This is a genomic window from Aliirhizobium sp. YIM B11859, from assembly GCF_057163345.1.
In genome coordinates this window covers 78,059-103,355 of sequence record NZ_JBXHAY010000009.1, presented here as the reverse complement: position 1 = coordinate 103,355, position 25,297 = coordinate 78,059, and the positions used below count along the sequence as shown (strand labels likewise).

Annotated in this window: 24 protein-coding genes; 8 read left to right on the top strand and 16 right to left on the bottom strand. The window is 57.3% G+C overall.

Annotation, left to right across the window (positions count from 1 at the left end; translation table 11 throughout):
- Positions 1-87: 87 nt before the first annotated feature.
- Positions 88-1,122 (bottom strand): aspartate-semialdehyde dehydrogenase, encoded by a 1,035-nt coding sequence (locus AC2GXZ_RS27020; RefSeq protein WP_483762333.1) that lies wholly within the window; start codon positions 1,120-1,122, stop codon positions 88-90.
- 469 nt (positions 1,123-1,591) lie between these two features.
- Between AC2GXZ_RS27020 and AC2GXZ_RS27015 the strand changes: the two genes are divergently transcribed.
- Positions 1,592-3,475, top strand: coding sequence for an MFS transporter (locus AC2GXZ_RS27015; protein ID WP_483762332.1), 1,884 nt, complete (start codon positions 1,592-1,594; stop codon positions 3,473-3,475).
- Positions 3,476-3,538: 63 nt separating this feature from the next.
- Here AC2GXZ_RS27015 and AC2GXZ_RS27010 read toward each other — a convergent pair whose 3' ends face one another.
- The 4 genes from AC2GXZ_RS27010 to AC2GXZ_RS26995 all read right to left on the bottom strand — a co-directional run bounded on the left by AC2GXZ_RS27010 (position 3,539) and on the right by AC2GXZ_RS26995 (position 6,659).
- Entirely contained in the window at positions 3,539-4,360 is an 822-nt protein-coding gene (locus AC2GXZ_RS27010) for a phosphatase PAP2 family protein (protein ID WP_483762331.1), read from the bottom strand.
- Positions 4,361-4,469: 109 nt separating this feature from the next.
- On the bottom strand, positions 4,470-5,579 hold the full coding sequence (gene leuB / locus AC2GXZ_RS27005) for a 3-isopropylmalate dehydrogenase (RefSeq protein WP_483762330.1): 1,110 nt from the start codon (positions 5,577-5,579) through the stop codon (positions 4,470-4,472).
- Between the two features lie 108 nt (positions 5,580-5,687).
- Positions 5,688-6,293 carry a 3-isopropylmalate dehydratase small subunit gene (gene leuD / locus AC2GXZ_RS27000; protein ID WP_483762329.1) on the bottom strand — a complete coding sequence of 202 codons (606 nt, stop codon included), beginning with the start codon at positions 6,291-6,293 and terminating at the stop codon, positions 5,688-5,690.
- A gap of 138 nt (positions 6,294-6,431) precedes the next feature.
- Positions 6,432-6,659 (bottom strand): hypothetical protein, encoded by a 228-nt coding sequence (locus tag AC2GXZ_RS26995; protein ID WP_483762328.1) that lies wholly within the window; start codon positions 6,657-6,659, stop codon positions 6,432-6,434.
- Positions 6,660-6,766: 107 nt separating this feature from the next.
- Here AC2GXZ_RS26995 and AC2GXZ_RS26990 point away from each other — a divergent pair, with 107 nt between their 5' ends.
- Together AC2GXZ_RS26990 and AC2GXZ_RS26985 are read left to right on the top strand one after the other, a co-directional pair.
- The gene (locus tag AC2GXZ_RS26990) at positions 6,767-7,660 is read left to right on the top strand and encodes an HpcH/HpaI aldolase/citrate lyase family protein (RefSeq protein ID WP_483762327.1); all 894 of its coding nucleotides are present in this window, start codon (positions 6,767-6,769) and stop codon (positions 7,658-7,660) included.
- Positions 7,657-7,863, top strand: coding sequence for a DUF1737 domain-containing protein (locus AC2GXZ_RS26985; protein WP_483762326.1), 207 nt, complete (start codon positions 7,657-7,659; stop codon positions 7,861-7,863). The genes AC2GXZ_RS26990 and AC2GXZ_RS26985 overlap by 4 nt, the downstream gene beginning before the upstream one ends.
- Positions 7,864-7,875: 12 nt before the next feature.
- On the opposite strand, the gene AC2GXZ_RS26980 is transcribed toward AC2GXZ_RS26985, so the two are convergent.
- The gene (locus AC2GXZ_RS26980) at positions 7,876-8,313 is read right to left on the bottom strand and encodes a metallopeptidase family protein (RefSeq protein ID WP_483762325.1); all 438 of its coding nucleotides are present in this window, start codon (positions 8,311-8,313) and stop codon (positions 7,876-7,878) included.
- Positions 8,314-8,484: 171 nt separating this feature from the next.
- On the opposite strand from AC2GXZ_RS26980, the gene AC2GXZ_RS26975 reads away from it, so the two are divergent.
- The 5 genes from AC2GXZ_RS26975 to bfr all read left to right on the top strand — a co-directional run bounded on the left by AC2GXZ_RS26975 (position 8,485) and on the right by bfr (position 15,233).
- The gene (locus AC2GXZ_RS26975; protein ID WP_483762413.1) at positions 8,485-9,420 is read left to right on the top strand and encodes an ImuA family protein; all 936 of its coding nucleotides are present in this window, start codon (positions 8,485-8,487) and stop codon (positions 9,418-9,420) included.
- On the top strand, positions 9,392-10,879 hold the full coding sequence (locus tag AC2GXZ_RS26970) for a Y-family DNA polymerase (protein WP_483762412.1): 1,488 nt from the start codon (positions 9,392-9,394) through the stop codon (positions 10,877-10,879). Before AC2GXZ_RS26975 ends, AC2GXZ_RS26970 begins: the two co-directional genes overlap by 29 nt.
- Positions 10,876-14,313, top strand: coding sequence for an error-prone DNA polymerase (locus tag AC2GXZ_RS26965; RefSeq protein ID WP_483762324.1), 3,438 nt, complete (start codon positions 10,876-10,878; stop codon positions 14,311-14,313). The genes AC2GXZ_RS26970 and AC2GXZ_RS26965 overlap by 4 nt, the downstream gene beginning before the upstream one ends.
- Positions 14,314-14,470: 157 nt before the next feature.
- Positions 14,471-14,782, top strand: a complete 312-nt coding sequence (locus tag AC2GXZ_RS26960; RefSeq protein WP_483762323.1) for a (2Fe-2S)-binding protein — start codon at positions 14,471-14,473, stop codon at positions 14,780-14,782.
- On the top strand, positions 14,748-15,233 hold the full coding sequence (bfr, locus tag AC2GXZ_RS26955; protein WP_483762322.1) for a bacterioferritin: 486 nt from the start codon (positions 14,748-14,750) through the stop codon (positions 15,231-15,233). Before AC2GXZ_RS26960 ends, bfr begins: the two co-directional genes overlap by 35 nt.
- A gap of 58 nt (positions 15,234-15,291) precedes the next feature.
- Here bfr and AC2GXZ_RS26950 read toward each other — a convergent pair whose 3' ends face one another.
- The 10 genes from AC2GXZ_RS26950 to obgE all read right to left on the bottom strand — a co-directional run bounded on the left by AC2GXZ_RS26950 (position 15,292) and on the right by obgE (position 25,249).
- A complete protein-coding gene (locus AC2GXZ_RS26950; protein ID WP_483762321.1) occupies positions 15,292-15,825 on the bottom strand; it encodes an RNA pyrophosphohydrolase in 534 nt (177 codons plus the stop codon).
- Positions 15,826-15,838: 13 nt separating this feature from the next.
- A complete protein-coding gene (locus AC2GXZ_RS26945; protein ID WP_483762320.1) occupies positions 15,839-17,029 on the bottom strand; it encodes a divergent polysaccharide deacetylase family protein in 1,191 nt (396 codons plus the stop codon).
- A 69-nt stretch (positions 17,030-17,098) separates the two neighbouring features.
- Positions 17,099-18,430: a S41 family peptidase gene (locus AC2GXZ_RS26940; protein ID WP_483762319.1), complete on the bottom strand. Its 1,332-nt coding sequence runs from the start codon at positions 18,428-18,430 to the stop codon at positions 17,099-17,101.
- Positions 18,420-19,835: a murein hydrolase activator EnvC family protein gene (locus AC2GXZ_RS26935; RefSeq protein WP_483762318.1), complete on the bottom strand. Its 1,416-nt coding sequence runs from the start codon at positions 19,833-19,835 to the stop codon at positions 18,420-18,422. Before AC2GXZ_RS26935 ends, AC2GXZ_RS26940 begins: the two co-directional genes overlap by 11 nt.
- A gap of 87 nt (positions 19,836-19,922) precedes the next feature.
- On the bottom strand, positions 19,923-20,405 hold the full coding sequence (rlmH, locus tag AC2GXZ_RS26930) for a 23S rRNA (pseudouridine(1915)-N(3))-methyltransferase RlmH (RefSeq protein WP_483762317.1): 483 nt from the start codon (positions 20,403-20,405) through the stop codon (positions 19,923-19,925).
- 103 nt (positions 20,406-20,508) lie between these two features.
- Complete coding sequence (rsfS, locus tag AC2GXZ_RS26925) at positions 20,509-20,958, bottom strand: ribosome silencing factor (RefSeq protein WP_483762316.1); 450 nt, start codon at positions 20,956-20,958, stop codon at positions 20,509-20,511.
- A 132-nt stretch (positions 20,959-21,090) separates the two neighbouring features.
- The gene (locus tag AC2GXZ_RS26920) at positions 21,091-21,687 is read right to left on the bottom strand and encodes a nicotinate-nucleotide adenylyltransferase (protein ID WP_483762411.1); all 597 of its coding nucleotides are present in this window, start codon (positions 21,685-21,687) and stop codon (positions 21,091-21,093) included.
- A gap of 49 nt (positions 21,688-21,736) precedes the next feature.
- Entirely contained in the window at positions 21,737-23,017 is a 1,281-nt protein-coding gene (locus AC2GXZ_RS26915) for a glutamate-5-semialdehyde dehydrogenase (RefSeq protein WP_483762315.1), read from the bottom strand.
- On the bottom strand, positions 23,007-24,191 hold the full coding sequence (gene proB, locus AC2GXZ_RS26910; RefSeq protein ID WP_483762314.1) for a glutamate 5-kinase: 1,185 nt from the start codon (positions 24,189-24,191) through the stop codon (positions 23,007-23,009). Before proB ends, AC2GXZ_RS26915 begins: the two co-directional genes overlap by 11 nt.
- Complete coding sequence (gene obgE / locus AC2GXZ_RS26905; RefSeq protein ID WP_483762313.1) at positions 24,188-25,249, bottom strand: GTPase ObgE; 1,062 nt, start codon at positions 25,247-25,249, stop codon at positions 24,188-24,190. Before obgE ends, proB begins: the two co-directional genes overlap by 4 nt.
- Between the last annotated feature and the right edge of the window lie 48 nt (positions 25,250-25,297).

The window sequence follows — 25,297 nt, the reverse complement described above, 5'->3', positions numbered from 1 at the left end:
GAATAGTTCGTGAGGACCTCCTCCAAAAAGAAAACCCCGCCTGTTGGCGGGATTTTCTAGATCAATATGCTTAACGAATTCTATCGATCAGGCCGCGGCCTTGCGTGGCTTGATAAGACCACGATTGACCAGAAGCTCGGCGATCTGGATCGCATTCAGTGCGGCACCCTTGCGCAGGTTGTCGGAAACCACCCAGATATTCAGGCCATTTTCGACCGTTGCATCTTCGCGGATACGGGAGATGTAAGTCGCGTCTTCTCCGGCCGATTCGATCGGGGTGATGTAGCCACCGTTCTCGTGCTTGTCGATGACGAGGCAGCCCGGGGCTTCGCGCAGGATATCACGGGCCTGATCGGCGGTTATCTCGTTTTCGAATTCGATATTGACCGATTCCGAATGGCCGATGAAAACAGGAACGCGCACCGCGGTGCAGGTTACCTTGATCTTCGGGTCGAGCATCTTCTTGGTTTCCGCCAGGACCTTCCACTCTTCCTTCGTGTAGCCGTCTTCCATGAAGACGTCGATGTGAGGGATGACGTTGAAGGCGATGCGCTTGGTGAACTTCTTCGATTCGACCGGGTCGGCAACAAAGACAGCACGGGTCTGGGTGAACAGTTCATCCATGCCTTCCTTGCCGGCGCCGGAGACGGACTGGTAGGTCGACACAACGACGCGCTTGATCTTGGCGAAATCATGCAGCGGCTTCAGTGCCACAACCAGCTGGGCGGTCGAGCAGTTCGGATTGGCAATGATGTTCTTCTTGGTGAAGCCGGAAATCGCGTCCGGGTTGACCTCCGGCACGATTAGCGGAACTTCGGAATCGTAACGCCAGGCAGAGGAGTTGTCGATCACGACGCAACCCTGCGCGCCGATCTTCGGCGACCATTTCTGTGATACCGTGCCACCGGCGGACATCAGGCAGATGTCGGTGGTCGAGAAATCGTAATTCTCAAGGTTGGAAACCTTCAGGGTCTTGTCGCCGAAGGAAACCTCGGTGCCCTGCGAGCGGGCGGAAGCCAGCGCCACGACCTCGTCAGCCGGAAAGCCGCGCTCGGCCAGGATGTTCAGCATTTCCCTGCCGACATTGCCGGTTGCGCCGGCGACTGCAATCTTGAAACCCATGTCTATGCTCTCTTTCTGTCTCTCCTCGGTCTTTTTGAGGGGGAAGCCGTGCCTTACCGGCGACGGTGTTCCTTGTCCCCGACCTTGCCGGGGAGAGAGCGGCGGGCCAGAGACGTCAGACGGTTTTCGTCGTCGTTTTGGCCATGGTTTTGGAGAAAGCGAAAAAACGCTGTCCGGCTTGTTCGGCCGGCAGTCGAGATGCAGCGATGTCAAATTCGCGAGCTATCATTTGGGCGTTTTCCCGTTCGCGCATGTGTTTAGAACATTCTGCAATGGAGTCAAGCTGAGTTGGAACAGGAGCAGTTCTCCGCTCTCGCCGTAGTTTAGACGAAAGTCATAATCCCAAAGCATCACTCACCGGTTGTCCTGATTTCTGTCAATCTGCGATGATCGCGTCACGGTTGTTTTGGCAGAGGAGGAAAGTCCAGAGCAGCCTTGCGAGGATTTTCACCTTGTTGGGAGGACGACAATGGCAAACGTCACAGCGGCGGCCGATACGAAGGCCGGCCCCATGACACGGGAGGAGAAGAAGGTCATCTTCGCATCCTCCCTCGGCACCGTGTTCGAATGGTATGACTTCTATCTCTACGGTTCGCTTGCCACCTATATCGGCGCGACCTTTTTCACCCAGTATCCCGAAGCGACGCGCAACATCTTCACGTTGCTGGCCTTCGCGGCGGGCTTTCTCGTCCGTCCCTTTGGTGCGCTGGTCTTCGGGCGGCTCGGCGATCTCGTCGGCCGCAAATACACGTTTCTCGTGACAATCCTGATCATGGGCTTTTCGACCTTCCTCGTCGGTGTCCTGCCGGGTGCGGCAACGATCGGCATCGCGGCGCCGATCATCCTGATCATTCTGCGCATGCTGCAGGGCCTTGCACTCGGCGGTGAATATGGTGGTGCCGCCACCTATGTCGCCGAGCATGCGCCAAACGGCCGACGCGGTTATTTCACGTCATGGATACAGACCACCGCGACGCTCGGTCTTTTCCTGTCGCTGATCGTCATCGTTGCCGTCCAGTCGATCATGGGCAATGCAGCCTTTGCCGCCTGGGGATGGCGTATTCCATTCCTGGTTTCCGTCGTGCTTCTCGGCGTGTCCGTCTGGATCCGCGTCAAGATGAACGAATCTCCGGCTTTCCAGAAGATGAAGGCGGAGGGCAAGGGCTCCAAGGCACCCCTTACCGAAGCCTTCGGCACCTGGAAGAATGCCAAGATCGCGATCGTCGCTTTGCTCGGTGCGACGATGGGTCAGGCGGTTGTCTGGTACGGCGGTCAGTTCTATGCGCTGTTCTTCCTGCAAAACGTGCTGAAGGTCGATCTGCAGTCCGCCAATATCATGGTTGCGATCGCACTGCTTCTCGCAACGCCGTTCTTCGTTGTGTTCGGTTCTTTGTCCGACAAGATCGGCCGCAAGCCGATCATCATGGCGGGTCTTTTGATTGCGGCAGTCACCTATATGCCGCTGTTCAAGGCGCTGACCCATATGGCAAACCCGGCGCTTGCCGAGGCCCAGGCTTCGATACGGGCGACCGTTACGTCGGATCCGGCAGATTGCAAATTCCAGTTCAATCCGACCGGAACGGCGAAATTCACCAGTTCCTGCGATATCGCCACCTCGTTCCTGACCAGGAACTCGGTGCCGTATGAAGTTGTGCCCGGCCCGACCGGACAGCCGGCGACGGTCAAGATCGGCGACAACAGCGTCACAAGCTATGATGCGATCGCAGCCGGTGCCGACGCCAAGGCCAAGCAGACCGTGCTGGAAAAGGGCATCAATGTTGCTCTTCACGACGCGGGCTATCCGCTTAGCCGCAGTCCCGCCAAGGTGCCGGATTCGAAGCTCGATGGCTTCATTGCCGCAAATCCGGAACTCGGGCTCAATGCTGAGGCTGTTCGGTCCGGTGACAAGGCGGCTGTGACCTCTGCGGACCTCGTCTCGCAGAAGCTGTTGACGGCCGAAGAGGCGAATGGCGTCACGACTATGCCCGTCTACACCATCGCGAACGGCGGTGCTTTCACGATGAAGGCTGATCCGGCACGGGTGAACTGGGTTGGTACGATCGCCGTGCTGTTCGTCCTCGTTCTCTACGTGACGATGGTCTACGGTCCGATCGCGGCTCTTCTGGTCGAACTCTTTCCGACCCGTATCCGCTATACGGGGATGTCGCTGCCTTATCACATCGGCAACGGCTGGTTCGGCGGACTTCTTCCGGCAACCGCCTTCGCCATGAGTGCGGCGGCAGGCAACATCTATTATGGCCTCTGGTACCCGATCGTGTTTGCATCGATCACCCTGGTCGTCGGGATACTCTTCCTGCCGGAAACCAAGGATCGTGACATTCACGCCGAATGAGGTCTGAAGGACGATCAAAGGATAGAAGCTTAAGAAAAAGCCCGGCCATGTGCCGGGCTTTTGTCATCCGCGGACAAACAGTGTCCGGTAGGTTGTGAGGGGGCGAAATTCGGGCCTGCGGTATTGCGGCATGCGCGGGGTCAAAGAGAGAGGCAGGGGATGGCGCAGAACGGGTAAACCATCGGCCCTCTGAGCGAATAATATCCTGTGGCGGGCAAAGATGATGGCCATTGCAAGCGAAAACCAGGCGCCAAGTGCGAGGCCTGCGATGACATCGCTTGGATAATGGGCGCCGACGATGACGCGAGAAAAACCAAGCCATAGGCCCATGCTCAGGAAGGCCAGCCTATAGGGCGGGGCAATCAGCGCCATGGCCATCATCAGGGCTCCGGCAGTGGTGGCGTGGCCGGAGGGAAAGCTTTCGAAGCGCGAACTTCCCGCGAAACTATCGAAGCTCAGAAATCCCAGTTCGTCAAAAAGGGTCGGGCGCGCACGGCCGATGATCCTTTTCAGGAGATTGGCGAGAATGCCCGAGAGGCTGACGCAGAGGAAGACATAGATTGCCATATGGCTGACAAGGGCTGCCTGGAAGCGCCCTTTCAGGGTCGGCGCCAATCTGTAGGCGACAAACGCTTCTGCAAAGATGAAAAGGCTTGCGAAAATGATCCAGTCGGATTTTCCGAAATCGGTGATCGTGCTGCCGATCGGCTTCAGCAGTTGCGAATTATGCTGGGCATAGGAGGCAACCGGGCCATCCAGCAGGAAAAGCGCGATCAAAATCGGATTGATCGTGATGAATGCCCAGGTCCAGATGCAACAAATGGAAGAAGGGGACTTCTGGCAGCGTTCGCGGCGGCGGCGCAAGATGTTGATCGTGTTCTTCATCGGTCCGGGTGCTTGGGCGCGTCGTGGCTTGTGCGCGCGACCATAACCGGGGTTGATGACAGGCGAAAAACAAGAGCCCCCATTTTCATGGAGGCTCTGGAGGTTTCAATCAGGCAGAAAGAGCCTGGAATTCTTTCAGGATTGCGTCGCCCATTTCGGACGTGCCGACCTGGCGGCAACCTTCCGCCATGATGTCGCCGGTTCGGATGCCCTGATCGAGGACTGTGGCGATCGCCTTTTCGAGATGGTCGGCCTCGGCCACCATGTTGAACGAATAACGAAGGCACATCGCGAAGGATGCGATCATGGCGATCGGGTTGGCGATGCCCTTGCCGGCGATATCCGGCGCCGAGCCGTGGACTGGCTCATACATTGCCTTTCGCTTGCCTGTCTTTGCATCTGCTGCGCCGAGAGAGGCAGATGGCAGCATGCCGAGCGATCCCGTCAGCATGGCTGCAACGTCGGACAGCATGTCGCCGAAGAGGTTGTCGGTGACGATGACGTCGAACTGTTTCGGCGATCTTACAAGCTGCATGCCGCCGGCATCGGCCAGCATATGCTCGAGCTTCACGTCCGAATAGGCGCGCTTATGGATTTCGGTGACGACCTGGTTCCAAAGAACACCGGACTTCATGACGTTGCGCTTTTCCATCGAGCAGACGGCGTTCTGGCGTGTGCGCGCAAGTTCGAAGGCAACGCTTGCGATGCGTTCGATCTCGTATGTGTCATAAATCTGGGTGTCGATGCCGCGCTTCTGGCCATTGCCGAGATCGATGATCTCCTTCGGCTCGCCGAAGTAGACGCCACCCGTCAATTCGCGAACGATCAGGATATCGAGACCTTCGACGAGTTCGGGCTTGAGCGATGAGGCGGAGGCAAGTGCCGGATAGCAGATCGCAGGGCGGAGGTTGGCGAAAAGCTGCATGTCCTTGCGCAAGCGCAGGAGGCCGGCTTCCGGCCGAACCTCATAGGGGACGCTATCCCATTTCGGGCCACCGACGGCACCGAAAAGAACCGCATCCGCGGCCATGGCTTTGGCCATGTCGGCATCGGATATTGCCACTCCATGGGCGTCGTAGGCACATCCGCCAACGAGACCTTCGTCGAGAGAGAAATCCGCATTCATCCTGTCGTTCATATAGGCGATGATCTTGCGGACTTCGCCCATGGCTTCGGAGCCAATGCCGTCACCTGGAAGAAGGAATAGTTTTTTTGCCATTCGTCTGCCGTCCTTGCAGTTCTGCAGGTCCAATATCCTCATGCGCAGCGCGGCTGCGCATGGAAATACCTCACCCCTGCCTGCCGCAGGGTGAGGAAAGCAAAGCAGTCAGAGCCAGGGGCGCGCGCTTTTATTCCTGGTTTCGAAGCTCGAGATCGCGGCGTCACTTTTCAATGTCGAGGCAATATCGTCCAGACCTTCGAGAAGGATATGACGACGGCCGGGATCAATGTCGAAATGCAGGTGCCCGCCGTCCGGCCCGGTGATTTCCTGAGCTTGCAGGTCAATTGAGAGGATTGCGTTTGCACCGCGCTCGGCATCATCCATCAGCTTTTCCAGGTCTTCCGGGCTGACGACGATGGGCAGGATGCCGTTCTTGAAACAGTTATTGTAGAAAATGTCGGCGAAGCTGGTGGAGATGACGCAGCGGATGCCGAAATCAAGCAGGGCCCATGGCGCATGCTCGCGTGAAGAGCCGCAGCCGAAATTATCACCGGCAACGAGGATTTTGGCGCCGCGATAGGCAGGCTTATTCAAGACGAAATCGGGGTTTTCAGAACCGTCTTCGCTGTAGCGAGCCTCGGCAAACAGCCCTTTTCCAAGGCCTGTGCGCTTGATCGTCTTGAGATAATCCTTCGGGATGATCATGTCGGTGTCGATGTTGACAACCGGAAGAGGCGCAGCAACGCCTGTCAGCTTTTCAAATTTTTCCATGATCGTGCCTCCATGAAGACTTTGATGGAGGCTGCCATAACGGATTTTCGGAAGAATTTGAAGTCCGTTTCAGTACCAATCGGTACGTGCCGATTTTCTGCCACGGAACCGCATTTTGCGGATCCGGGCAGATGGAGCTTACATGTCGATGATCGTACCGCGTCCGTCGTTCCAGACGCGCATATCCTGCCGCTTGTTCTTTGCGCGAACCGGGAGAGGTTTCAACCGGTTGGAAAGCGCCTTGCCAACGGAAAGAATGGCGAGCGTACCCATGAAGGCGATCGTCAGGGATGCTGTCAGCAATGCTGCTGCCGCAAGGATTGCGATAGCGGTCGCGATTATGAAGAATGAACGAATATTTTGCATGTCCAAGCCTTTCTGCACAGGAAATGTGGGCTTTCCGTTGCCATCTTGCAAGAGGTTTTCATGCGGGATTAATTACTGGGACGTGAAAAGATCGTCAGAAGAAAGTGATGCAATTCTTGGAAGATCGCAGTTTGCCCATTCGCCGCTCTCTCCTCAGTGTTCCGGCCGATAACAGGCGAGCCTTGGTAAAGGCTCCAAATCTTGACTGCGATGCGGTGATTTACGATCTGGAGGATTCCGTCGCGCCTGAACGAAAAGCGGAAGCACGCAACAACCTTGCAGATGCGTTTCGTGATGCTCCGATATCGCACCAGGAACGGGCCATCCGCATCAATGCCATCGGTAGCGAGTTCAGCGCCAAGGACATGGAACTCGTTGCAAAACTTGCTCCTGACGCGCTTGTTCTTCCAAAGGTGGAAGATGTTTCCGAGATTATGGCAGCTTCGGATATTCTGAAGGCGCTCAACCCATCGAAGCCAGTTGCTCTGTGGGCGATGATCGAAACGCCAAAAGGTGTGTTGAATGCAAATTCAATCGCTGCCGGCGGCACCGGACTGCAATGCTTCGTTGTCGGTCTGAATGATTTGCGCAAGGCGACGGGCGTGTTGCCGCAGAAGGGCCGGGCCTATCTCGTTCCATGGTTGATGCAGATCGTGCTTGCCGGCCGGGCCTATGGCGTTGATGTGGTCGACAGCGTGTTCAACGATTTCAAGGATGAAGCCGGCTTTGAAGCTGATTGCGCACAAGGCCGCGCCATGGGATTTTCAGGGAAAATGCTCGTTCATCCGGCGCAGATCGAGGCAGCGAACCGGCATTTCGCACCCGACCTGCAAAGCCTCGAGGAGGCCAAAGAAATTGTTGCCGCTTTCGAAGCGCCCGGTGCCAAAAGTCTCAATGTCGTCAACATAAATGGAAAAATGGTCGAGCGCCTTCATTTTGAAGAGGCTAAGAAGCTTCTGGCCCAGATTTCCGCAATTGCTGCAAGAAAGAAGATATCATGAAACTCTATCGTTTCCTCACCGGCCCGGACGACGCTTCCTTCTGCCACAAGGTCACGGCGGCACTGAACAAAGGGTGGGAACTTCATGGTTCCGCGAGTTATTCATTCAATGCCACAAGCGGTGAAATGCAATGCGGCCAGGCTGTGACAAAAACCGTGGACGGCAAGGATTATCATCCTGACATGAAGCTTGGCGAACAGTAATCACCGAACGGGTCAGCGCTGGATCGCATCCTCGGCGCTGGCTTCTATGCGTTCCATGTCATCGTCACTCAAGCCGAAATGGTGACCGATTTCATGGATCAGGACATGGGTGATGATGTCGCCCAGAGTTTCCTCGTTTTCCGCCCAGTAGTCCAGGATCGGCCGCCGGTAGAGCCTGATCCGGTTGGGCAGTTCTCCCGTTTCGACGGTAAACCGTTCCGAAATCCCGCGTCCTTCGAAAAGGCCAAGAAGGTCGAATGGCGTTTCCAGCGCCATGTCCTCGAAAACCTCGTCGTCCGGAAATTCTTCAACCTCGATAATCAGGTTTGTCGTAAGGGCTCTGAATTCCTGCGGAAGGTGGCCATAGGCCTCGATCGCTAACGATTCAAAGGTACTTATCGTTGGCGCATGGCGATCCTGCCAGTCGTTGGTTTGGTCGATGCGAGCCATGAGGCCTCCCTTTTACAGGTCACATATAAGGCCGATGGCGTTTTTTTTCGAGATAAGAATCATTGCTATAGCTAATCAGGAAAAGATTCCTGTCTTTGCGTTGTTGACTCTTTTCGATGGCTCTGGAATCCATAGGAACATAAAGTGAACAAATGGATTGGAGCTGACGCCATGGCGGACAATGCCACGGCGCGGGAGACGGTTTTTGCCCTGCGCAAACAGATTGCCAGATTGGAAGGCAAGCCTTTGCCGACAGAGGTTGCGGCAAAACAGGAGAATTTTGCCGTAGAACCAGACGAGGATGCGCACAAGGCAGGGCAGACAAGACTGTGTTTCGATATTCCGGTTTTCGACGAGGCGCTGGATGGTGGCTTAAGGCTGGATAGTCTCACCGAAATACGCTCGCATACCCTTTACGATGCCGGTGCGGCCAGTGGTTTTGCTCTCTCGCTCGTGGCATTAATGAAGGCCCGGAACCTTTCAGACGGGCCAGTGCTCTGGATTGCAGACGGATTTTCGGCAAACGAGGCTGGAATTCCTTATGCCGGAGGCATCAGGCAAATCGGCATCGATCCTCATCTGGTTTTTCACGCCTCGCCCCGCAGGCTGGACGACGCTCTCTGGCTTGCGGAGGCGGCCCTTACCAGCAAGGCCTTCGCTGCGACGATCCTGGAAATCCATGGCAATCCCAAACCTTTCGGCCTGACGGAAAGCCGAAGGCTGAAACTTCGGGCAAAAGCGGCGGGACGGCCGCTTTTGCTTCTGCGGCATGCGGGGGGCGAAGAGGCCAGCAGCGCTTCCTTCCGCATGCTTGTCGAACCGGCGCCGGCTCTGGAGCGGCGTCTTGGAGATGGAACGATGCTTGGCGGCAGCATCGGCCATCCAGTTTTCCGGATTACCCTTGAGAAAAGCCGCAACCCGGCTCCCCTTTCTCTCTTCCTAGAGTGGAACCTTCATGACCGCCAATTTCATCTCGCCAGAGGGACAAAAGGCCCTCACCTTCGTCAACGACCGACGCATTCTGGCGCTTCATTTTCCGCATCTGCCGACAGACAGGATCGCTCGCAGGTTGTGGGGGATGTCGTGGCGTTCGAAAGGGCGTCCTGATCATCCGCCGATCGTTTGTGCCGGTCGGTGCAATAATGCATTGCGTTTGACGGCGCTCGACGAGGTGGCCGAAGCATCCGGTCTGAAGCAAGGGCAGGCGCTTGCAGAGGCGCGTGCGATGTATCCCAAAACAGGTGTCTTCGATGAGGATGGCGTCGCAGATTTCGCGATGCTTGAGGCGATTGCGGACTGGTGCGACCGCTTTACACCCCTCGTTGCACTGGATGGAAAAGACGGCCTCTTCCTCGATGTCAGTGGTTGCGTCCATCTCTTTGACGGAGAAGAGGCTATGCTCAGCGATATTCTCGCCCGGCTTCTGCAGATGGGGTTCGATGTCCGTGGAGCAATTTCGAGCTCTCCCGGCCTGTCATGGGCGGTGAGCCGGTGCGGCCATGGTGGGGTTGTCGCTGGCGAGAATACGGCACATGCATTGACCAGATTGCATGTCCGTGCCCTTCGTCTTGAAGAGGCAACGATTGCGGCTCTTTGCAAGCTGGGGCTGAAACGGGTTGCCGATCTGATGGAGATGCCGAGAGCATCGATTGCACGAAGGTTCGGCGCGCAACTTCTCCTGAGGCTGGATCAGGCACTTGGGGCCAATGAAGAGGCGATATCGCCGCGACGGCCGGTTGCCGCACTTTCCGCAGAACGCCAGTTGGCTGAACCGATCCAGGCGGAAGAGGATATTATCGGGGTGACCCGCGAGATTGCGTCTTCGCTCAAGAGTAGCCTGGAGGCTCGGGGTATCGGGGGGACGATTTTCGAACTCGTCCTGTTTCGTGTCGATGGGCGGGTTTTCCGCATCAAGGTCGGGTCATCAAGAGCATTGAGAGATCCCAAAGGAATTGCCAGCCTGTTTTCCGAGCGCCTCGATGCCGTTCACGATCATCTGGATGCCGGCTTCGGCTTTGAACTTCTAAGGCTGAACGTTGTGCAGCACGCAGCCTTTCGCGTGCTGCAGAGTGATTTTTCAGGGGATGACGGGCGGGAAGCATCACTTGTCGATTTTATCGACAAGGTTTCCGCCCGGCTTGGATCCGATTGCCTTCAAGTCTATCGGTCGCGCCAAAGCCATATCCCCGAACGCGCCGAAACATCTGTCGCGGCAATCGAGGCAATAAATGAGCCTGACAATGGCAACGATGCCTTGCCCTTTGCGCCGAAATCAGGTCGGCCGCTACGGCTTCTGCGCCGTCCGGAACCTATCGAAACCTTTGCGGCCATTGTTCCTGACGGTCCGCCGCAAGGGTTCCGCTGGCGGCATGTCCTATACATGGTCACACGCGCCGAAGGGCCGGAAAGGATCGCGCCGGAATGGTGGCTTGAAAACGGAGAGGACAAGGAGCGTGACTATTTCCGCCTCGAAAGCGAGTTTGGACGGCTCTTCTGGGTTTTCCGGCTGGGGCGTTACGATGGAAATCCTCCCCCGACCTGGCGGATGCACGGGGTATTCGCATGACGGATTCTCCGGTTTTCTTTGAAATTGGCGCAAGGACGAACTTTTCCTTCCTTGAGGGCGCTGCGCGGCCCGAGGAGATGATTATTGCTGCCAGCGTCCTTGGAATTTCCGGACTTGGTATTGCCGATCGCAATTCGGTTGCCGGCGTGGTGCGCGCTCATAGCCAGGTTCTGGAGATGGAGGCGTCTTTCGAGCGACAGAAAAAACATGGCAAGGAAAAGGAGGAAGAGGCAGACGCCATCGAGCCCTGCAGATTTCACCCCGGCGCACGACTGGTGTTTGTCGACGCAACGCCGGATGTGCTCGCCTATCCTCGAGATCGCAAGGGCTGGGCCAATCTCTGCCGCCTGTTGAGCCGGGGAAATCTCCGCGCCGAAAAAGGGGCCTGTATTCTGGAAGAATGGGATTTTCTGGAATGGTGCGACGAGATGATGCTGGCGGTGGTGCCGGATTTTTCTCGTGTTGATGAGATCCCTTATCTGGTGGCGCTCGGTGAGCGACTTGCTGTTTACCGACAAAGATTTCGCAAAAATATCTATATGGCATTGTCACCGACCTATGACGGGCGCGATGCTTTCGTTTTTGCCACTTTTGCACAGATCGCGAGACAGAACCGGGTACCGCTGATCGCAACCAACCTGCCGCTTTTCAGCCTGCCCTACCGGCGATCGCTTGCAGATGTTATGACGGCCATTCGAAATCACGTCACTATCCAAGAGGCAGGCTTTCTGCTTGCGCCGAATGGAGAAAGGCATCTGAAACAGGCGTCTGAAATGGCGCGCCTTTTTTATGCCTATCCGGATGCGGTGGCAAATACGGCTGTGTTCTTCAGCAAGTTGAGTTTTTCGCTTGGGGAACTCCAGCACAATTATCCGGATGAAAGCGTGCCTGGCGAAACCGTATCGGAGACGCTGGAGCGATTGACATGGGAAGGGGCGGCGCGCCGGTATTCCGGCGAGGTTCCTGCCGCAGTCAAAGGCCATATCCGCGAGGAGCTCCGCCTCATCAGAGAGATGGAATACGAACCCTATTTCCTGACGGTACGGCATATCGTCTGGCACGCCCGGCACGTGTTGAAGATTCTCTGCCAGGGGCGAGGCTCGGCTGCCAATTCGACAGTTTGCTATTGTCTCGAAATTACCGAGGTAAACCCTGAATCCGCGACTTTGCTTTTTGCCCGCTTCATCTCCACCGAGCGGAACGAACCGCCCGATATCGACGTGGATTTCGAACACGGACGGCGTGAGGAGGTTATCCAGTACATCTACCAGCATTACGGATATCGCCATGCCGGATTGACGGCAGCGGTGACGAGTTACCGGACACGAATGGCCGGTCGGGAAGTGGCAAAGGCCTTCGGTCTCTCGGAAGATGTGCAGGCAGCGCTTTCGAGTACGGTTTGGGGTTTGTCGGAAGACGGCTTATCGGAGCGCGAAGCCAAGGTGGCAGGGCTTGATGTAAACGAAGCCGTGACGAAGAAAGTTATCGCCCACGCCAAGGAACTGATGGGATTTCCGCGGCATCTCACCCAGCATGTCGGCGGTTTCCTGATCACCCGCGACAGGCTTGATGAAGTTGTGCCGATCATGAAGACGGCTATGCCGGGTCGCTACATGATCGAATGGGACAAGGACGATCTCGATACGCTGAAACTGCTGAAGATCGACGTTCTGGCGCTCGGCATGCTGACTTGCCTGAAGAAGGCTTTCGGGCTGTTGCGGGATCATTACGGGCAGGAACAGACGCTTGCCAGTCTGCAGGACGAAAACCGTGATCAGAATGTCTACAACATGATCTGTCGGGCAGATACGATTGGGGTCTTCCAGATCGAAAGCCGGGCGCAGATGAGCATGCTGCCGCGCTTGAAGCCGCGGAAATTCTACGACCTCGTCATTGAGGTGGCAATCGTGCGGCCGGGGCCCATCCAGGGCAATATGGTGCATCCTTATCTGAAGCGCCGCGAGGATCGGAGAAATGGCAAGCCGATTGCGTATCCGACCCCTGCCCTTGAGGAGGTGCTGGAGAGAACGCTTGGTGTTCCGTTGTTCCAAGAGCAGGCGATGCAGATTGCTATCAACGGTGCCGGTTTTTCTCCGGCAAAGGCCGATCAGCTTCGTCGATCGATGGCGACCTTCAAACGATCCGGACGGGTCAAAGAATTCGAGCGCGATTTCATCAAAGGGATGCGGGAGAACAGTTATTCGGAAGAGTTTGCCAGGCAGTGTTTCAGCCAGATCGAGGGATTTGCCGAATATGGCTTTCCCGAAAGCCATGCCGCGTCCTTCGCGCTGCTGGTCTTTGCTTCATCCTGGATCAAAACCTATTATCCGGACGTATTCTGCGCGGCACTGCTGAATTCCCAGCCGATGGGCTTTTACGCCCCGGCGCAGCTTATTCGTGACGCGCGGGAACATGGGGTGATCGTGCTTCCGGTCGACATCAACAGGTCGGAATGGGACTGTACTCTGGAAGAGGTCGGTTTCGACCGGACCTTGATCGATAGACGGCATCAAAGCATGCGGGATGTCATCAGAACCCGATATGCGATCAGGCTCGGATTCAGGCAAGTGAAAGGCCTGAACGAAAAGCATATTACCGAAAAACTCATCGCCAAGCGGCTCAAAGAATATCGAAGTGTGCATGATCTCTGGGGCCGATCGGACTTGGACAGGGCCTGCCTTGAAAAGCTTGCCGATGCCGATGCTTTCACGTCGGTCGGGCTTGGGCGTCGTCAAGCATTGTGGGCGGTCAGGGGACTTGAGATGAAAACCGCGTCGGACTGCGCCCCCTTGTTCGAGATCGCTGGAGCAGAGGATCTTCGGCCTGAACCGGAAACACAATTGCCTCTGATGTTGCCTGGCGAGGAGGTTATTGAGGACTACCGCCATCTCTCACTTTCCCTCAAGGCCCATCCTGTCTCATTCCTTCGCGAGGAATTCAGGTCGATGGGCATTTTCCGCAGTGTTGATCTTCTCAATGTCCGCAACGGTGAGAGGGTCACAATCGGCGGCATTGTGCTGGTCAGGCAGCGGCCCGGTTCGGCAAAAGGCGTGATCTTCATTACCCTTGAAGATGAGACAGGTGTTGCCAACGCGATCGTCTGGCCCAAGACGTTTGAAAAATACCGTTCGGTCGTGATGGGAGCACGGCTGGTGAAGATCCAGGGCAGGCTGCAAAGTCAGCATGGTGTCATCCATACCGTCGTCGAGCACATAGAAGACATTACCCCGATGCTTGGGCTGCTACAGAAAGAAGCACGCCTGTTCGGGGTGCCTCGATCCGATGAAGCCCTCAAGTCGGGCGGCGGCTCATGGAGGCCGCGATCTTCTTCCGCTCCTCGTGTCCCTCCCCAAAGCGAGGCTAACCTTATCACCTCTCATTCCGAGGAGACGGATCCGGGTCGTGTTATGCCAAGGGGAAGAAATTTTCATTGAGAATTGCGGCTGCCATGGAAGTCCGCATTGCCAAATGCAGGCAAATTTGCCGCTGTTCAGTCGTCTGTGATCACCCTTGGCCGGATTTTTCTTGACATATTAGCTCTTCTTTCTCAAAAGAAGATAAGTTTGGTCATGTTTGACAGGTCATCCGGGAATGCTCGTCTGTAGCTGTAACTATATCACGGACAAGGAAATCAGAGACGTCATCGTCCAGCTTCTCGACGAAGACTGTTGGCAGCTGATCGTTCCCTCAAAAGTCTATCATGCGATGAGCAAACGTGGTCGCTGTTGCGGCTGTTTCCCGAATGTCGTTGATCTCATCATCCGAACGACCGAGGATTATCATGCCTCCCGTCACTCGACGGAAGACGAAGTCGTTGTATATATGTCCCGCCTAAGACAATTCCATGAGGAAAATAGGAGAGCGGACATTGAAAGGCGACTCAAGGGTAATCGAGCGGCTTAACGAGGCACTATTCCTCGAACTCGGCGCCGTAAACCAATACTGGCTTCACTATCGTCTTCTCAGCGACTGGGGTTTCACCAAGCTCGCGAAGAAGGAGCGTGCAGAATCCATCGAAGAAATGCAGCATGCCGATCGCCTGATCGACCGCATCATCTTTCTGGAAGGCCATCCCAATCTGCAGACGCTCGCGCCGCTGCGTATCGGCCAGAACGTCAAGGAAGTTCTCGAAGCGGATCTCGCCGGCGAATATGATGCCCGCACCGCCTACAAGGCCTCTCGTGATCTCTGTCACGAGGCGGGCGATTATGTCTCGATGAAACTGTTCGAGGCGCTCCTGATGGACGAGGAAGGCCATATCGACTTCCTTGAAACCCAGCTCGATCTTCTGTCGAAGATCGGCGAGGAGCGCTACGGTCAGCTCAACGCTGAATCTGCCGACGCTGCGGAATAATAAAAAAGACCCGGCATCAGGCCGGGTCTTTCTTCAAGATAAGTGCGGGTGGTGCAGATTACGCTGCGCCTCTGGCCAAGTTGGAAAACTCGGCCACGACCTGATCGTAGACCGCGCGCTTGAACGGTACGATCAGACCGGGAAGCTCGTGCATCGGTTTCCATTCCCAGGCATCGAACTCGGCCTGATGTCCGCCGGGCGGAGGGTTGATCGCGATTTCGCTTTCATCTCCCTCAAAGCGAAATGCGAACCAGCGCTGTGTCTGGCCACGATATTTTCCCTTGAGCCCAATACCGATGAGATGCGGCGGCAGATCGTAATTGATCCAATCCTTGGATTGGGCCAGCAGCGTCACCGTCTTCATGCCCGTCTCTTCATAGAGTTCGCGGTAGGCGGCAGGCAAAGGATCCTCGCCTTTGTCTATTCCTCCTTGCGGCATCTGCCAAAGCTGCGGCGAACCATCGTATTCGCTATTGCCTTCCTTGATCCGTCGTCCGGCCCAGGCCAGTCCGTCGCGATTGAGGACCATGATGCCGACGCATGGGCGATATGGCAGGTCTTCCACCTTTACCGCCCGATCCTTCCTGGCCATATGCCTTCTCCGTTCAAGGTTGGCTACTGTCCCGCACGATCGCCGATAAGCCGACGATCTCGACGCCCCGCTGTGTCGCTTCTTCCGTCCACTGCCTTACCGCATCGATGCTTTCGTCGAAAGCGGCGGCGACGCCGATTGCGGTGCCTTTTCGGTCCGCGATACGGCCAAGTTCGTCAAGCTTTCGCAGAATGGCCTGCTTTTGCAACTGACCGTCGAGCACGACATCCGCAAAGGCGTGCGGCAACTGAACCGCATCGGACACCGTACCAGTCTTGGAAAGCGAGGAGGTCCCGTCATCGAGAAAAAGCAGGCCGCGTTTGGAGACGTCCTGCAGCACGGGCTGCAAGGCCTTCTCGTCGGCAAGATAGCGGCCACCCTGATAGTTCATCAGGCCAGTGTAATTGGTTATTCTCGCCAATGCCTGATGCAGTCGGGAAAGATTTTCCTTTGCCGAGCTCGTGGTCAGCAGGGTTCCAGGCCCGGGGTTCTCCGCTGGATAGTCGAACGGCTCCAGTGGCACCTGCAGCAGTATTTCGTGACCCTTTTGACGGGCTTCCTGTATCCAGCGCTGAAGGCTGTTACCGCTTGCCGCAAATGCCAGGGTGACTCCGGGCGGCAGCTGCTGAATAGCCCTCTGACTGCCGGTCTGGCTGAGACCGAGGCCGCTGATCACGATGGCGACCCTTGTTCCCCTCGCTCCCGACCAAGGCCTTGCATATTGGTCCATGGGGCGTAGTCCATCAGCGCCGACGACCGGAAGTTTGCCCATGTCCGTTTCCTCGATGAGGTCGGGATTGGGCTGGCTTGCCATGCGTGGATCCTGCCCCAGGCGCTGCGCGTCCATGACAAGCGGCCCCTGGCGATCGCGAGGTGTGTATTTGGTCACATAACCGCCATCCCCTGTCGGCACACGCTCGATATTGGCGCCGGAAGTGGCGTTGCGAGCGACGGCTTCCGTCTGCGTGGTGGGCGTGGCTTTACCCGCCTCTTCCGCAGTTTTGGAAGCAGTCTCGATAGACGATGAGCCGCCATCAGAGGCAGACTGTTGCAGTCTATCGTCTCCACTCAGGGAATATATAGAAAGGGACACTATTCCGACAGCTGCCGCAGTCGCTGCCAGAGCTATCGCATAGTTTCGCCGCGGGCGCTTTTGGCGAGGCTGACGCCCTTGTCCCAAGGGTGCATGGAGATCAGTGCCCACTCGAATGTCCGTGCTATGCTGCCAGCCGAAAACCAAGGGAACTTGCGAGAAGTTCCCTTGGCGGTTTGCTTAGTTCTTTACGGCTGCGGCGGCCTTGTCTGGGCTGGCCGGAAAGCTGGGGTCGGTCTTGGTGCCGTGAAGAAGATCAAGCGCATAGTTAAGCTGGATATCATCTTTGGCCTCCGGCGGCACATAAGCTGCCGATCCTGACCCTTCGTCGGTTTCCGCTGCACCCTGAATATGACCCTTCAGGCTCGATTCGCCCTCAGGCTTCAGCTTGCCCTGCAGTTCCGGTGGCAGCGGCTGATCAACCTTGATGTCGGGATTGATACCCGTACCCTGGATCGACTTGCCCGATGGCGTGTAATAAAGCGCCGTCGTCAGGCGAAGCGCACCAGCGTCGCCGAGCGGTATAATCGTCTGAACCGAACCCTTGCCGAAGGAACGCGTTCCGACAACGGTTGCACGCTTCAGATCCTGCAGCGCGCCGGCGACGATTTCCGAAGCGGAAGCTGAACCGCCGTTGATCAGCACGATCACCGGCTTACCATCAGTCAGATCGCCCGGGCCAGCATTGAAGCGCCGGGTTTCGTCGGCGTTTCGTCCGCGTGTCGAAACCACCTCACCCCGCTCGAGGAAGGCGTCGGAGACATTGATGGCCTGATCGAGAAGCCCGCCTGGGTTCAGGCGAAGGTCGAGGACATAGCCCTTGAGCTTGTCGGCCGGAACATCAGCCTTGATCTTCTTGATGGCCTTCTCAAGATCGTCATAGGTTTTTTCCGTGAAGGAGATGACACGAACATAACCCACGTCTCCGCCTTCAACGCGCGACTTGACCGCGCGAACTGCGATCACGTCCCGCACGACAGTGATATCGAGCGGCTTGTCGGCGCCCTGACGAATAACCGTCAGCTTGATCGGCGTATTGATCGCACCGCGCATCTTCTCGACGGCATCCTCGAGCTTCAGGCCGCGGACCGCCTGACCATCGATTTCGGAAATCAGGTCGCCGGCGAGGATGCCTGCCTTCGAGGCGGGCGTGTCATCGATCGGCGCGATCACCTTTACCAGTTCATTTTCCATCGTCACTTCTATGCCGAGGCCGCCAAACTCGCCGCGGGTCTGGGTCCGCATGTCTTCGGCATCCTGGGCATTCATGAAGCTCGAATGCGGGTCGAGAGAGCTCAGCATGCCGTTGATGGCGCTTTCAATGAGCTTCTCTTCGTCGGGAGGCGTTACGTATTGGGCGCGAATGCGTTCAAACACGTCGCCAAAGATGGAAAGTTCCTTATATGTAGATGCTCCGGCTGCTTGAGCCGGCACGCCGGCCGAATAGATGAGACTCATCGCTGTCGCACCCATGAGTGCACCGACGATGACAAGCGAAGCCCTACGAATCATTTCGCGCCCTTCCAATTTCTTTCGCGGTCCACCATGGTTTGGAATCAACTGGTGTACCGTCGTTTCTGAATTCAATGTAAAGCGTCGGGCGATCCGTTTCCAGCGCCAACGCCGTTGCACTCGCTACTCTTTTCTCGCCCATCACAGCGATGGGCTCGCCGCCGAACACAAACCGGCCCTGGCGAACATTAACCTCTTCCATGCCCGTGAGGACCACATAGTAGCCATCACCGGCGTTGAGAATGATTGTTTGCCCGTAGCTTCTGAAGGTACCGGCAAACACGACCAGGCCGTCAGCCGGTGCAGTCACGATCGCGCCCGCGTTCGAGGCAATCGTTATGCCTCGCGCCGCATGTCCTGTCCCGTCAGGATCGCCGAACCAACGCACCACATCGCCGGCAACAGGAAAATCCAGCTTATTCTTGAGACTGGAAAAAGCATATGCTGGCGCAATGCGGTTTTTGTCGGGCACCCCATTTTCGGCAAGCTGCCTCGCCTTTTCGCGCTCCGTTTCCGACAATTGCTTCTGCCGTTCTTCTTCCGCGCGAGCCTTGTTCATGGCTTCGCGGACCGAGGCGATCTGGTCCTCAAGCGAACCTATCAGGCCCTCAAGCGATGTCGCGCGATTGGCGAGTTCCGTCGAACGCTTACGTTCGGCGTCCAGTTCGGTGGTATTCCTGCTGTTCAATTTTTCGTTTTCGGCCAGAAGAAGATCCATGCGTTTGTCTTCTTCGAGGCTTGCCGTGATCGTGTCGGCAACCGACTGTCGTTCGGCGGCGGCGGCGTTTCGTGTCTCGCTTAAGGTCTTCAGGTCAACGACGAGGCGTTCGGCCTCGGCACGCATCCCGGGAACCACGGCGCCGAGAAGGATGGCGCTCCTGACCGATGCCAGCGCATCCTCCGGCTTTACCAGCAATGCCGGGGGCGGATTGCGCCCCATTCGTTCCAGGGCGCCGAGAACCTCTGCCAGAACCCCTCGCCGGCTGCGAAGGGAGTCGTGAATGCGATCTTCCTGAACTCCAAGGCTGGCGATCTTCTTTTCGCTGTCCTGGATCTTGCGCTCGAGATCCTTTCGCCTTGCGGCGGATTCGATCAGTGCCTCTCGGATATCGGCACTGTCCTTGTTGGTCTGGGCTATGCTTTGCTCGATCGAGGCCACCTTGTCGGTCGACAATTTCATTGTCTTGCCGAGCGCTTCGAGCTGCTGGCGGGTCTCTTCCTGTTTCCGATTCAGTTCCTCGGCCGGATTTTCCGTAGCTGGTGCAGCAGTTTCTATCCCGCTGTCCGCCGGGGATTCATCCTGGGCGGCGAGCGGTTGAGGTGTTGCCAGCAGAACGAGGGTGATGGCCAGTGTGCTGGCCAAACCCGATCCACACCCGGCAAGTCTCTTCCGACATGCACCCATTTCAGCTCCGTATGACAGATCGCAAAGCCTAGGGTGATTTGCCCGGTTACGCCAGAAACAACATCGTGTTTGAGCCTGAATGAAAGGTTAAACGCGGTGATAGGGATGGCCGGAAAGGATAGTTACGGCACGGTAAAGCTGCTCGGCAATCAGGATGCGGACCAGTTGATGGGGCCAGGTCATGCTGCCGAGGTTCAGGACGAGATCGGCTTTTGCCCGCAGGTCTGGATCAAGCCCATCCGCACCGCCGATCGCCAGCATGAGGTCTCGTTTGCCGTTATCGCGATAACGGCCGATGACTTCCGAAAACGCCTGGCTGTCGAGCGCCTTGCCACGCTCGTCCAGCAGAACAAGGATAGCGCCTTCCGGCAAAGCCTTCTCAAGCGCTGCCGCCTCTTCGCGTTTGCGCGTGTCGGGGTTGGACGCCCGGCTCTCCTGTATCTCGGAAAGCTTGCCAAGTTCGAGACCAATAGCAGGCCCTGCCTTCGCGAAGCGGTCGAGATAACGGGACGCAAGATCCTTCTCCGGTCCGGCCTTAAGCCGTCCCACGGCAAAAAGAGTTATACGCATGTCCTGATCCGTCCGAATTCAAGCAGCCAAAATCTGCTCTCCCGGCGCGACGCGCCAGTTTCGCTTTAGCGGCTTTCGACGGTTCAGGCCAAGCCCAAACCGCTCAATGCAGAAGCGGTCCTTCCTCGATTTCCGGAGCTGCCCACATCTTTTCGATGTTATAGAACTCGCGGATTTCGGGGCGGAATACGTGAATGATCACGTCGCCGGTATCGATCAGAACCCAGTCGCCGGTCTCCTGTCCTTCAACACGGGCGGTGCCCAGTCCTTCGTCCTTGAGATCCGTGACCAGATGGTCACTGATCGCCATGACATGCCGGCTTGAGCGCCCGGTGACGACGATCATGTAGTCGCCGAGTGCCGACTTTCCAGCAATGTTGATGGTGATGATATCTTCTGCCTTGGAATCCTCGAGGCTTGCGAGGATCAGTTCGAGAGCACGAGCAGCGGCATCGACGCCACGTTCGGAACTCTGCGGGAGGATGGAAGCCATCCGTCCCTTGGCGTGTACTGTTGTCAGGGTTTTTCCTTTCTTACCAAGTAACAGCAACATCCACTTTCAGCGAATCCGATCAGGGCCGGCCGCTTCGTCGAAGGTGGCACCGAATGGTTAATCTTTCAAGGGAGAACCATAAAAGGTGATCGCAATACGCGAAACCTTCACATGCGAATCTGCTGTTGGGCTTTACTGGACTTTCTTGCTGTCGTTTGCGCGCAGGGCCGTCGAACTCAATGTTGAGCGGGGACCGTGAATAAAGGTCCATGCCGGTGCCCGGCGTTTCCACAGAGTGCCGATATCGTCCTCGTCGACGCGGGCATAATCGAAGGTCCGCGCCATTTTGGATGATAGAAATGAAAGCGTCGATCCCGGCCGATCGATGACGGCAATCGGAAACATCGAGACGATCTCCCGCCATTTCTGCCAGAGATGGAAGGAACTCAGGCTGTCGGCGCCCATGATCCAGACAAAATTCGCCTGCGGGTTCCTGGACTTTATGTGGGCAAGCGTATCGGCCGTATAGGAGCCGCCGAGCGTCTTTTCGAATGCCGTAACCTTGATGCGCGGGTCGTGTATGAGGCCTTCGCTCATCGAAATCCGATCGGAAAGCGGGGCAAGTTCGGTGCGGCTCTTCAAGGGATTGCCCGGTGTCACCATCCACCAAAGCTGGTCGAGGCCGAGACGGCGCAGTGCGATCTCGGCGACCAGCAGATGGCCTTCGTGCGGTGGATTGAATGAACCACCGAAAAGACCAATAGCCATGCCGCGTTCCACATGCGGCATGATCAGATAACGGCGGTCGATCTTCTGGTCCTCCACGTCGGCCGCGTCTCTATGGACGTATCTGGCCGGTGCCGTGCACGCGGTATTTGAACGAGGTCAACTGTTCCACGCCGACAGGCCCGCGGGCATGCATCTTGCCAGTAGAGATGCCGATCTCACCGCCCATTCCGAACTCACCGCCATCGGCAAACTGGGTGGAGGCATTGTGCAGCAGGATGGCCGAGTCGATCTCGTTGAAGAAGCGCGCCACCACTGTCGGATCCTCGGCGATTACGGCCTCCGTATGGTTCGAAGAATAGGTATTGATATGGCGGATGGCGCCATCGATGCCGTCAACGACGTCAACCGATATGACGGCATCCAGATATTCTGTGCGCCAGTCTTCCTCCGTCGCCGCCTTGGCCATGCTGTAAGTCAGCAACACGTCGGCGGAGCCGCGGATTTCGCAGCCGGCATCCTTGAGCGCTTGAAGCAATGGTATGAGATGCGTGCCGACAACAGCCCTGTCCACCAGCAGGGTTTCCGCGGCGCCACAGACGCCTGTGCGTCGCATTTTGGCGTTGACGACAATCTTCTTTGCCATGTCCAGATCGGCAGACGCGTCGACATAAATGTGGCAGAGGCCTTCGAGATGGGCAAAAACCGGTACCCTGGCTTCATTCTGGACGCGCGCAACGAGGCTCTTGCCTCCGCGGGGAACGATGACGTCGATCGCCCCGTCGAGCCCGGACAGCATGGCGCCAACGGCAGCGCGATCCGTGGTCGGGACGATCTGAATCGCATGTTCCGGAAGGCCGGCGGCCTTCAGGCCGGTGACGAGGCAGTTGTGGATAGCCTGCGATGAATGTGCCGAGTCGGATCCGCCGCGCAGAATGACGGCATTGCCGGCCTTCAGGCATAGCGCGCCGGCATCGGCGGTTACATTCGGGCGGCTTTCATAGATCACGCCGATGACGCCGAGCGGCGTACGCACACGCTCAATGTTCAAACCGTTCGGGCGATCCCAGGCCGCGATCACTTCACCTACCGGGTCGTTGAAGTCGGCGATCTCGCGAAGCGCCTGCGCCATGCCGAAAATGCTGTTTTCCGTCAGCGTCAGGCGATCGATGAAGGATGGGAGGAGATCTTTGCCCTCGATCTGTTTGAGATCCTCGGCATTCGCGGCCAAAATCTCGTCCTTGGCCACGATGATCGCGTCGGCCATGGCATGAAGCGCACTGTTCTTCGCTTCGGTCGGTGCAATGGCCAGCTGCCGTGCGGCGGCCTTTGCGTTGCGGCCGATCGTGGACATAACCGCGGCGATGTCGGTCGTCGAAACCTTATCCAGCATGGACAATGTCCTCCTTGCTGTTCGTCTTGCGCCGAATGCGGCCTGTCACCACGAGGTCGTCACGGTGGATCATTGCGGCGCGGCCGGCATGTCCAAGGATCGTTTCTATTTCGGTCGACTTGCGACCGATGATCTGACGCGCTTCATCGGCGTCGTAACTGACCAGTCCGCGTGCGATCTCCTGGCCATCCGTGCCGATGATCGCAACGGTGTCGCCACGATGAAAGGGACCGTCGATCCGACGAACGCCCGCGGGGAGGAGGCTCTTTCCGGAGCCGAGAGCACGTTCGGCCCCCTCATCGATATGAAGTTCGCCGGCCGGCTGCAATTGCCCGGCTATCCATGTCTTGCGAGCAGTCACCGGGGTTCCCGACGGGGCAAACCAGGAAGAGCGCGTTCCCTGTTCGATGGCCTGTAGCGGATGATCCGTTTTGCCCGAAGCAATGATCATGGCGCAGCCCGCACCGGTTGCGATCTTGCCGGCATCGATCTTGGTGCGCATTCCACCGCGCGACAGTTCGGATGCAGCGCCACCTGCCATCGCCTCGATCTCGGGTGTGATGGCCGGAATGATCTCGAGAAATTCAGCGTCGGGATCGAGATGCGGTGGCGCGCTATAGAGACCATCGATATCCGAGAGCAGGATCAAAAGATCAGCTCCCGTCATGGTGGCCACGCGTGCCGCGAGACGATCGTTGTCACCATAACGAATTTCCGATGTAGCGACCGTGTCGTTCTCATTGATGATCGGTACGGCCCCAATGCCCAGAAGCTGGTTGATCGTCGCACGTGCGTTTAGATAACGCCGGCGCTCTTCCGTATCACCGAGTGTCAGCAGGATCTGGCCGGCGATTATCTGGTCATGCGACAGGCTTTCCGACCATGCACGGGCAAGTGCGATCTGGCCGACGGCCGCCGCCGCCTGGCTTTCCTCCAGCTTCAGCGCGCCGGGGGGAAGATCGAGCACCGTGCGGCCAAGTGCAATGGCGCCGGAAGAGACAACGAGCACATCCATGCCGGATGCCTTGAGGCCTGCGATGTCGCTGCAGACGGAATCAAGCCACGCCGATTTCAGCCCGGTTTTCCGGTCCACCAGCAATGCGGAGCCAATCTTGATGACGACGCGCTTGTAGCTTGCGAGCGCTCTACGACCAATCGCAGCAGCCTCGTTCATTGCTCGTCATCCTCGTCGAATTCCTGCAATGGGGTCGAGCGGTCTGGAAGAGCGGTGTCTTGACCGTCGCTTGCCTCGATGATGACGTCGCGAAGAGCGCGCAGGACGTCGGTCATGCCCTTGCCAGTGACGGCAGAGATCAGGAACGGGGTTTGACCGCAGGCCTTTTCCAGTTCCTTCGCCTTTTTCTTCAGTTCCTTGTCATCAAGAATATCGATCTGAGACAGGGCGACGATCACCGGTTTGTCGATCAGGCCGCCGCCATAGGCTTCGAGCTCGGCCTTCACCGTTTTGTAGGACTGGCCAACGTTCTCTTCCAAAGAGGAAACCAGATGCAGCAGCACGCGGGTTCGCTCTACATGGCCGAGGAAACGGTCGCCGAGGCCGATACCCTCATGGGCACCTTCGATCAAGCCGGGAATGTCGGCCAGCACGAATTCGCGGCCGTCGATTGCCGCGACGCCAAGATTGGGATGAAGGGTTGTGAATGGATAGTTGGCGATCTTCGGTCTGGCGCGGGTAACCGAGGCAAGGAAGGTTGACTTGCCGGCATTCGGCAGGCCAACGAGGCCCGCATCGGCAATCAGCTTAAGTCGCAGCCAGACCGTCTTTTCCTCGCCTTCCAGGCCTGGGTTCGCCCAGTTTGGCGCCTGGTTGGTCGGAGACTTGAAATGGGTATTGCCGAAGCCGCCATTGCCACCCTTGGCGAGGCGGAACTTCTGTCCTTCCTTGATCAGGTCGATGATGAGGGTCTCGTTGTCTTCCTCGAAGATCTGCGTACCGACCGGAACTTTCAAGGTCACGCTGTCGCCGTTCGCACCGGTGCGGTTGCGGCCCATCCCGTGGATGCCGATCGACGCCTTGAAATGCTGCTGGAAGCGGAAGTCTATGAGTGTATTGAGGCCGTTTACCGCCTCCACCCAGACGTCGCCGCCACGGCCACCGTCGCCGCCGTCGGGACCGCCGAACTCGACGAATTTTTCCCGCCGGAACGAAACCGCACCTCCGCCCCCGTCGCCGGAGCGAATATAGACTTTTGTTTCGTCGAGAAATTTCATCTTGCTGCCGTCAGTCTTGTGTTACGCAACGTCATCAGGGATTTCTGG

Coding starts and splice junctions, on each gene's coding strand:
- AC2GXZ_RS27020 (WP_483762333.1), bottom strand. CDS start 1,122: ATGGGTTTCAAGATTGCAGTCGCCGGCGCAACCGGCAATGTCGGCAGG.
- AC2GXZ_RS27015 (WP_483762332.1), top strand. CDS start 1,592: ATGGCAAACGTCACAGCGGCGGCCGATACGAAGGCCGGCCCCATGACA.
- AC2GXZ_RS27010 (WP_483762331.1), bottom strand. CDS start 4,360: ATGAAGAACACGATCAACATCTTGCGCCGCCGCCGCGAACGCTGCCAG.
- leuB (WP_483762330.1), bottom strand. CDS start 5,579: ATGGCAAAAAAACTATTCCTTCTTCCAGGTGACGGCATTGGCTCCGAA.
- leuD (WP_483762329.1), bottom strand. CDS start 6,293: ATGGAAAAATTTGAAAAGCTGACAGGCGTTGCTGCGCCTCTTCCGGTT.
- AC2GXZ_RS26995 (WP_483762328.1), bottom strand. CDS start 6,659: ATGCAAAATATTCGTTCATTCTTCATAATCGCGACCGCTATCGCAATC.
- AC2GXZ_RS26990 (WP_483762327.1), top strand. CDS start 6,767: ATGCAATTCTTGGAAGATCGCAGTTTGCCCATTCGCCGCTCTCTCCTC.
- AC2GXZ_RS26985 (WP_483762326.1), top strand. CDS start 7,657: ATGAAACTCTATCGTTTCCTCACCGGCCCGGACGACGCTTCCTTCTGC.
- AC2GXZ_RS26980 (WP_483762325.1), bottom strand. CDS start 8,313: ATGGCTCGCATCGACCAAACCAACGACTGGCAGGATCGCCATGCGCCA.
- AC2GXZ_RS26975 (WP_483762413.1), top strand. CDS start 8,485: ATGGCGGACAATGCCACGGCGCGGGAGACGGTTTTTGCCCTGCGCAAA.
- AC2GXZ_RS26970 (WP_483762412.1), top strand. CDS start 9,392: ATGTCGTGGCGTTCGAAAGGGCGTCCTGATCATCCGCCGATCGTTTGT.
- AC2GXZ_RS26965 (WP_483762324.1), top strand. CDS start 10,876: ATGACGGATTCTCCGGTTTTCTTTGAAATTGGCGCAAGGACGAACTTT.
- AC2GXZ_RS26960 (WP_483762323.1), top strand. CDS start 14,471: ATGCTCGTCTGTAGCTGTAACTATATCACGGACAAGGAAATCAGAGAC.
- AC2GXZ_RS26950 (WP_483762321.1), bottom strand. CDS start 15,825: ATGGCCAGGAAGGATCGGGCGGTAAAGGTGGAAGACCTGCCATATCGC.
- AC2GXZ_RS26940 (WP_483762319.1), bottom strand. CDS start 18,430: ATGATTCGTAGGGCTTCGCTTGTCATCGTCGGTGCACTCATGGGTGCG.
- AC2GXZ_RS26935 (WP_483762318.1), bottom strand. CDS start 19,835: ATGGGTGCATGTCGGAAGAGACTTGCCGGGTGTGGATCGGGTTTGGCC.
- rlmH (WP_483762317.1), bottom strand. CDS start 20,405: ATGCGTATAACTCTTTTTGCCGTGGGACGGCTTAAGGCCGGACCGGAG.
- rsfS (WP_483762316.1), bottom strand. CDS start 20,958: ATGTTGCTGTTACTTGGTAAGAAAGGAAAAACCCTGACAACAGTACAC.
- AC2GXZ_RS26920 (WP_483762411.1), bottom strand. CDS start 21,687: ATGCCGCATGTGGAACGCGGCATGGCTATTGGTCTTTTCGGTGGTTCA.
- AC2GXZ_RS26915 (WP_483762315.1), bottom strand. CDS start 23,017: ATGCTGGATAAGGTTTCGACGACCGACATCGCCGCGGTTATGTCCACG.
- proB (WP_483762314.1), bottom strand. CDS start 24,191: ATGAACGAGGCTGCTGCGATTGGTCGTAGAGCGCTCGCAAGCTACAAG.
- obgE (WP_483762313.1), bottom strand. CDS start 25,249: ATGAAATTTCTCGACGAAACAAAAGTCTATATTCGCTCCGGCGACGGG.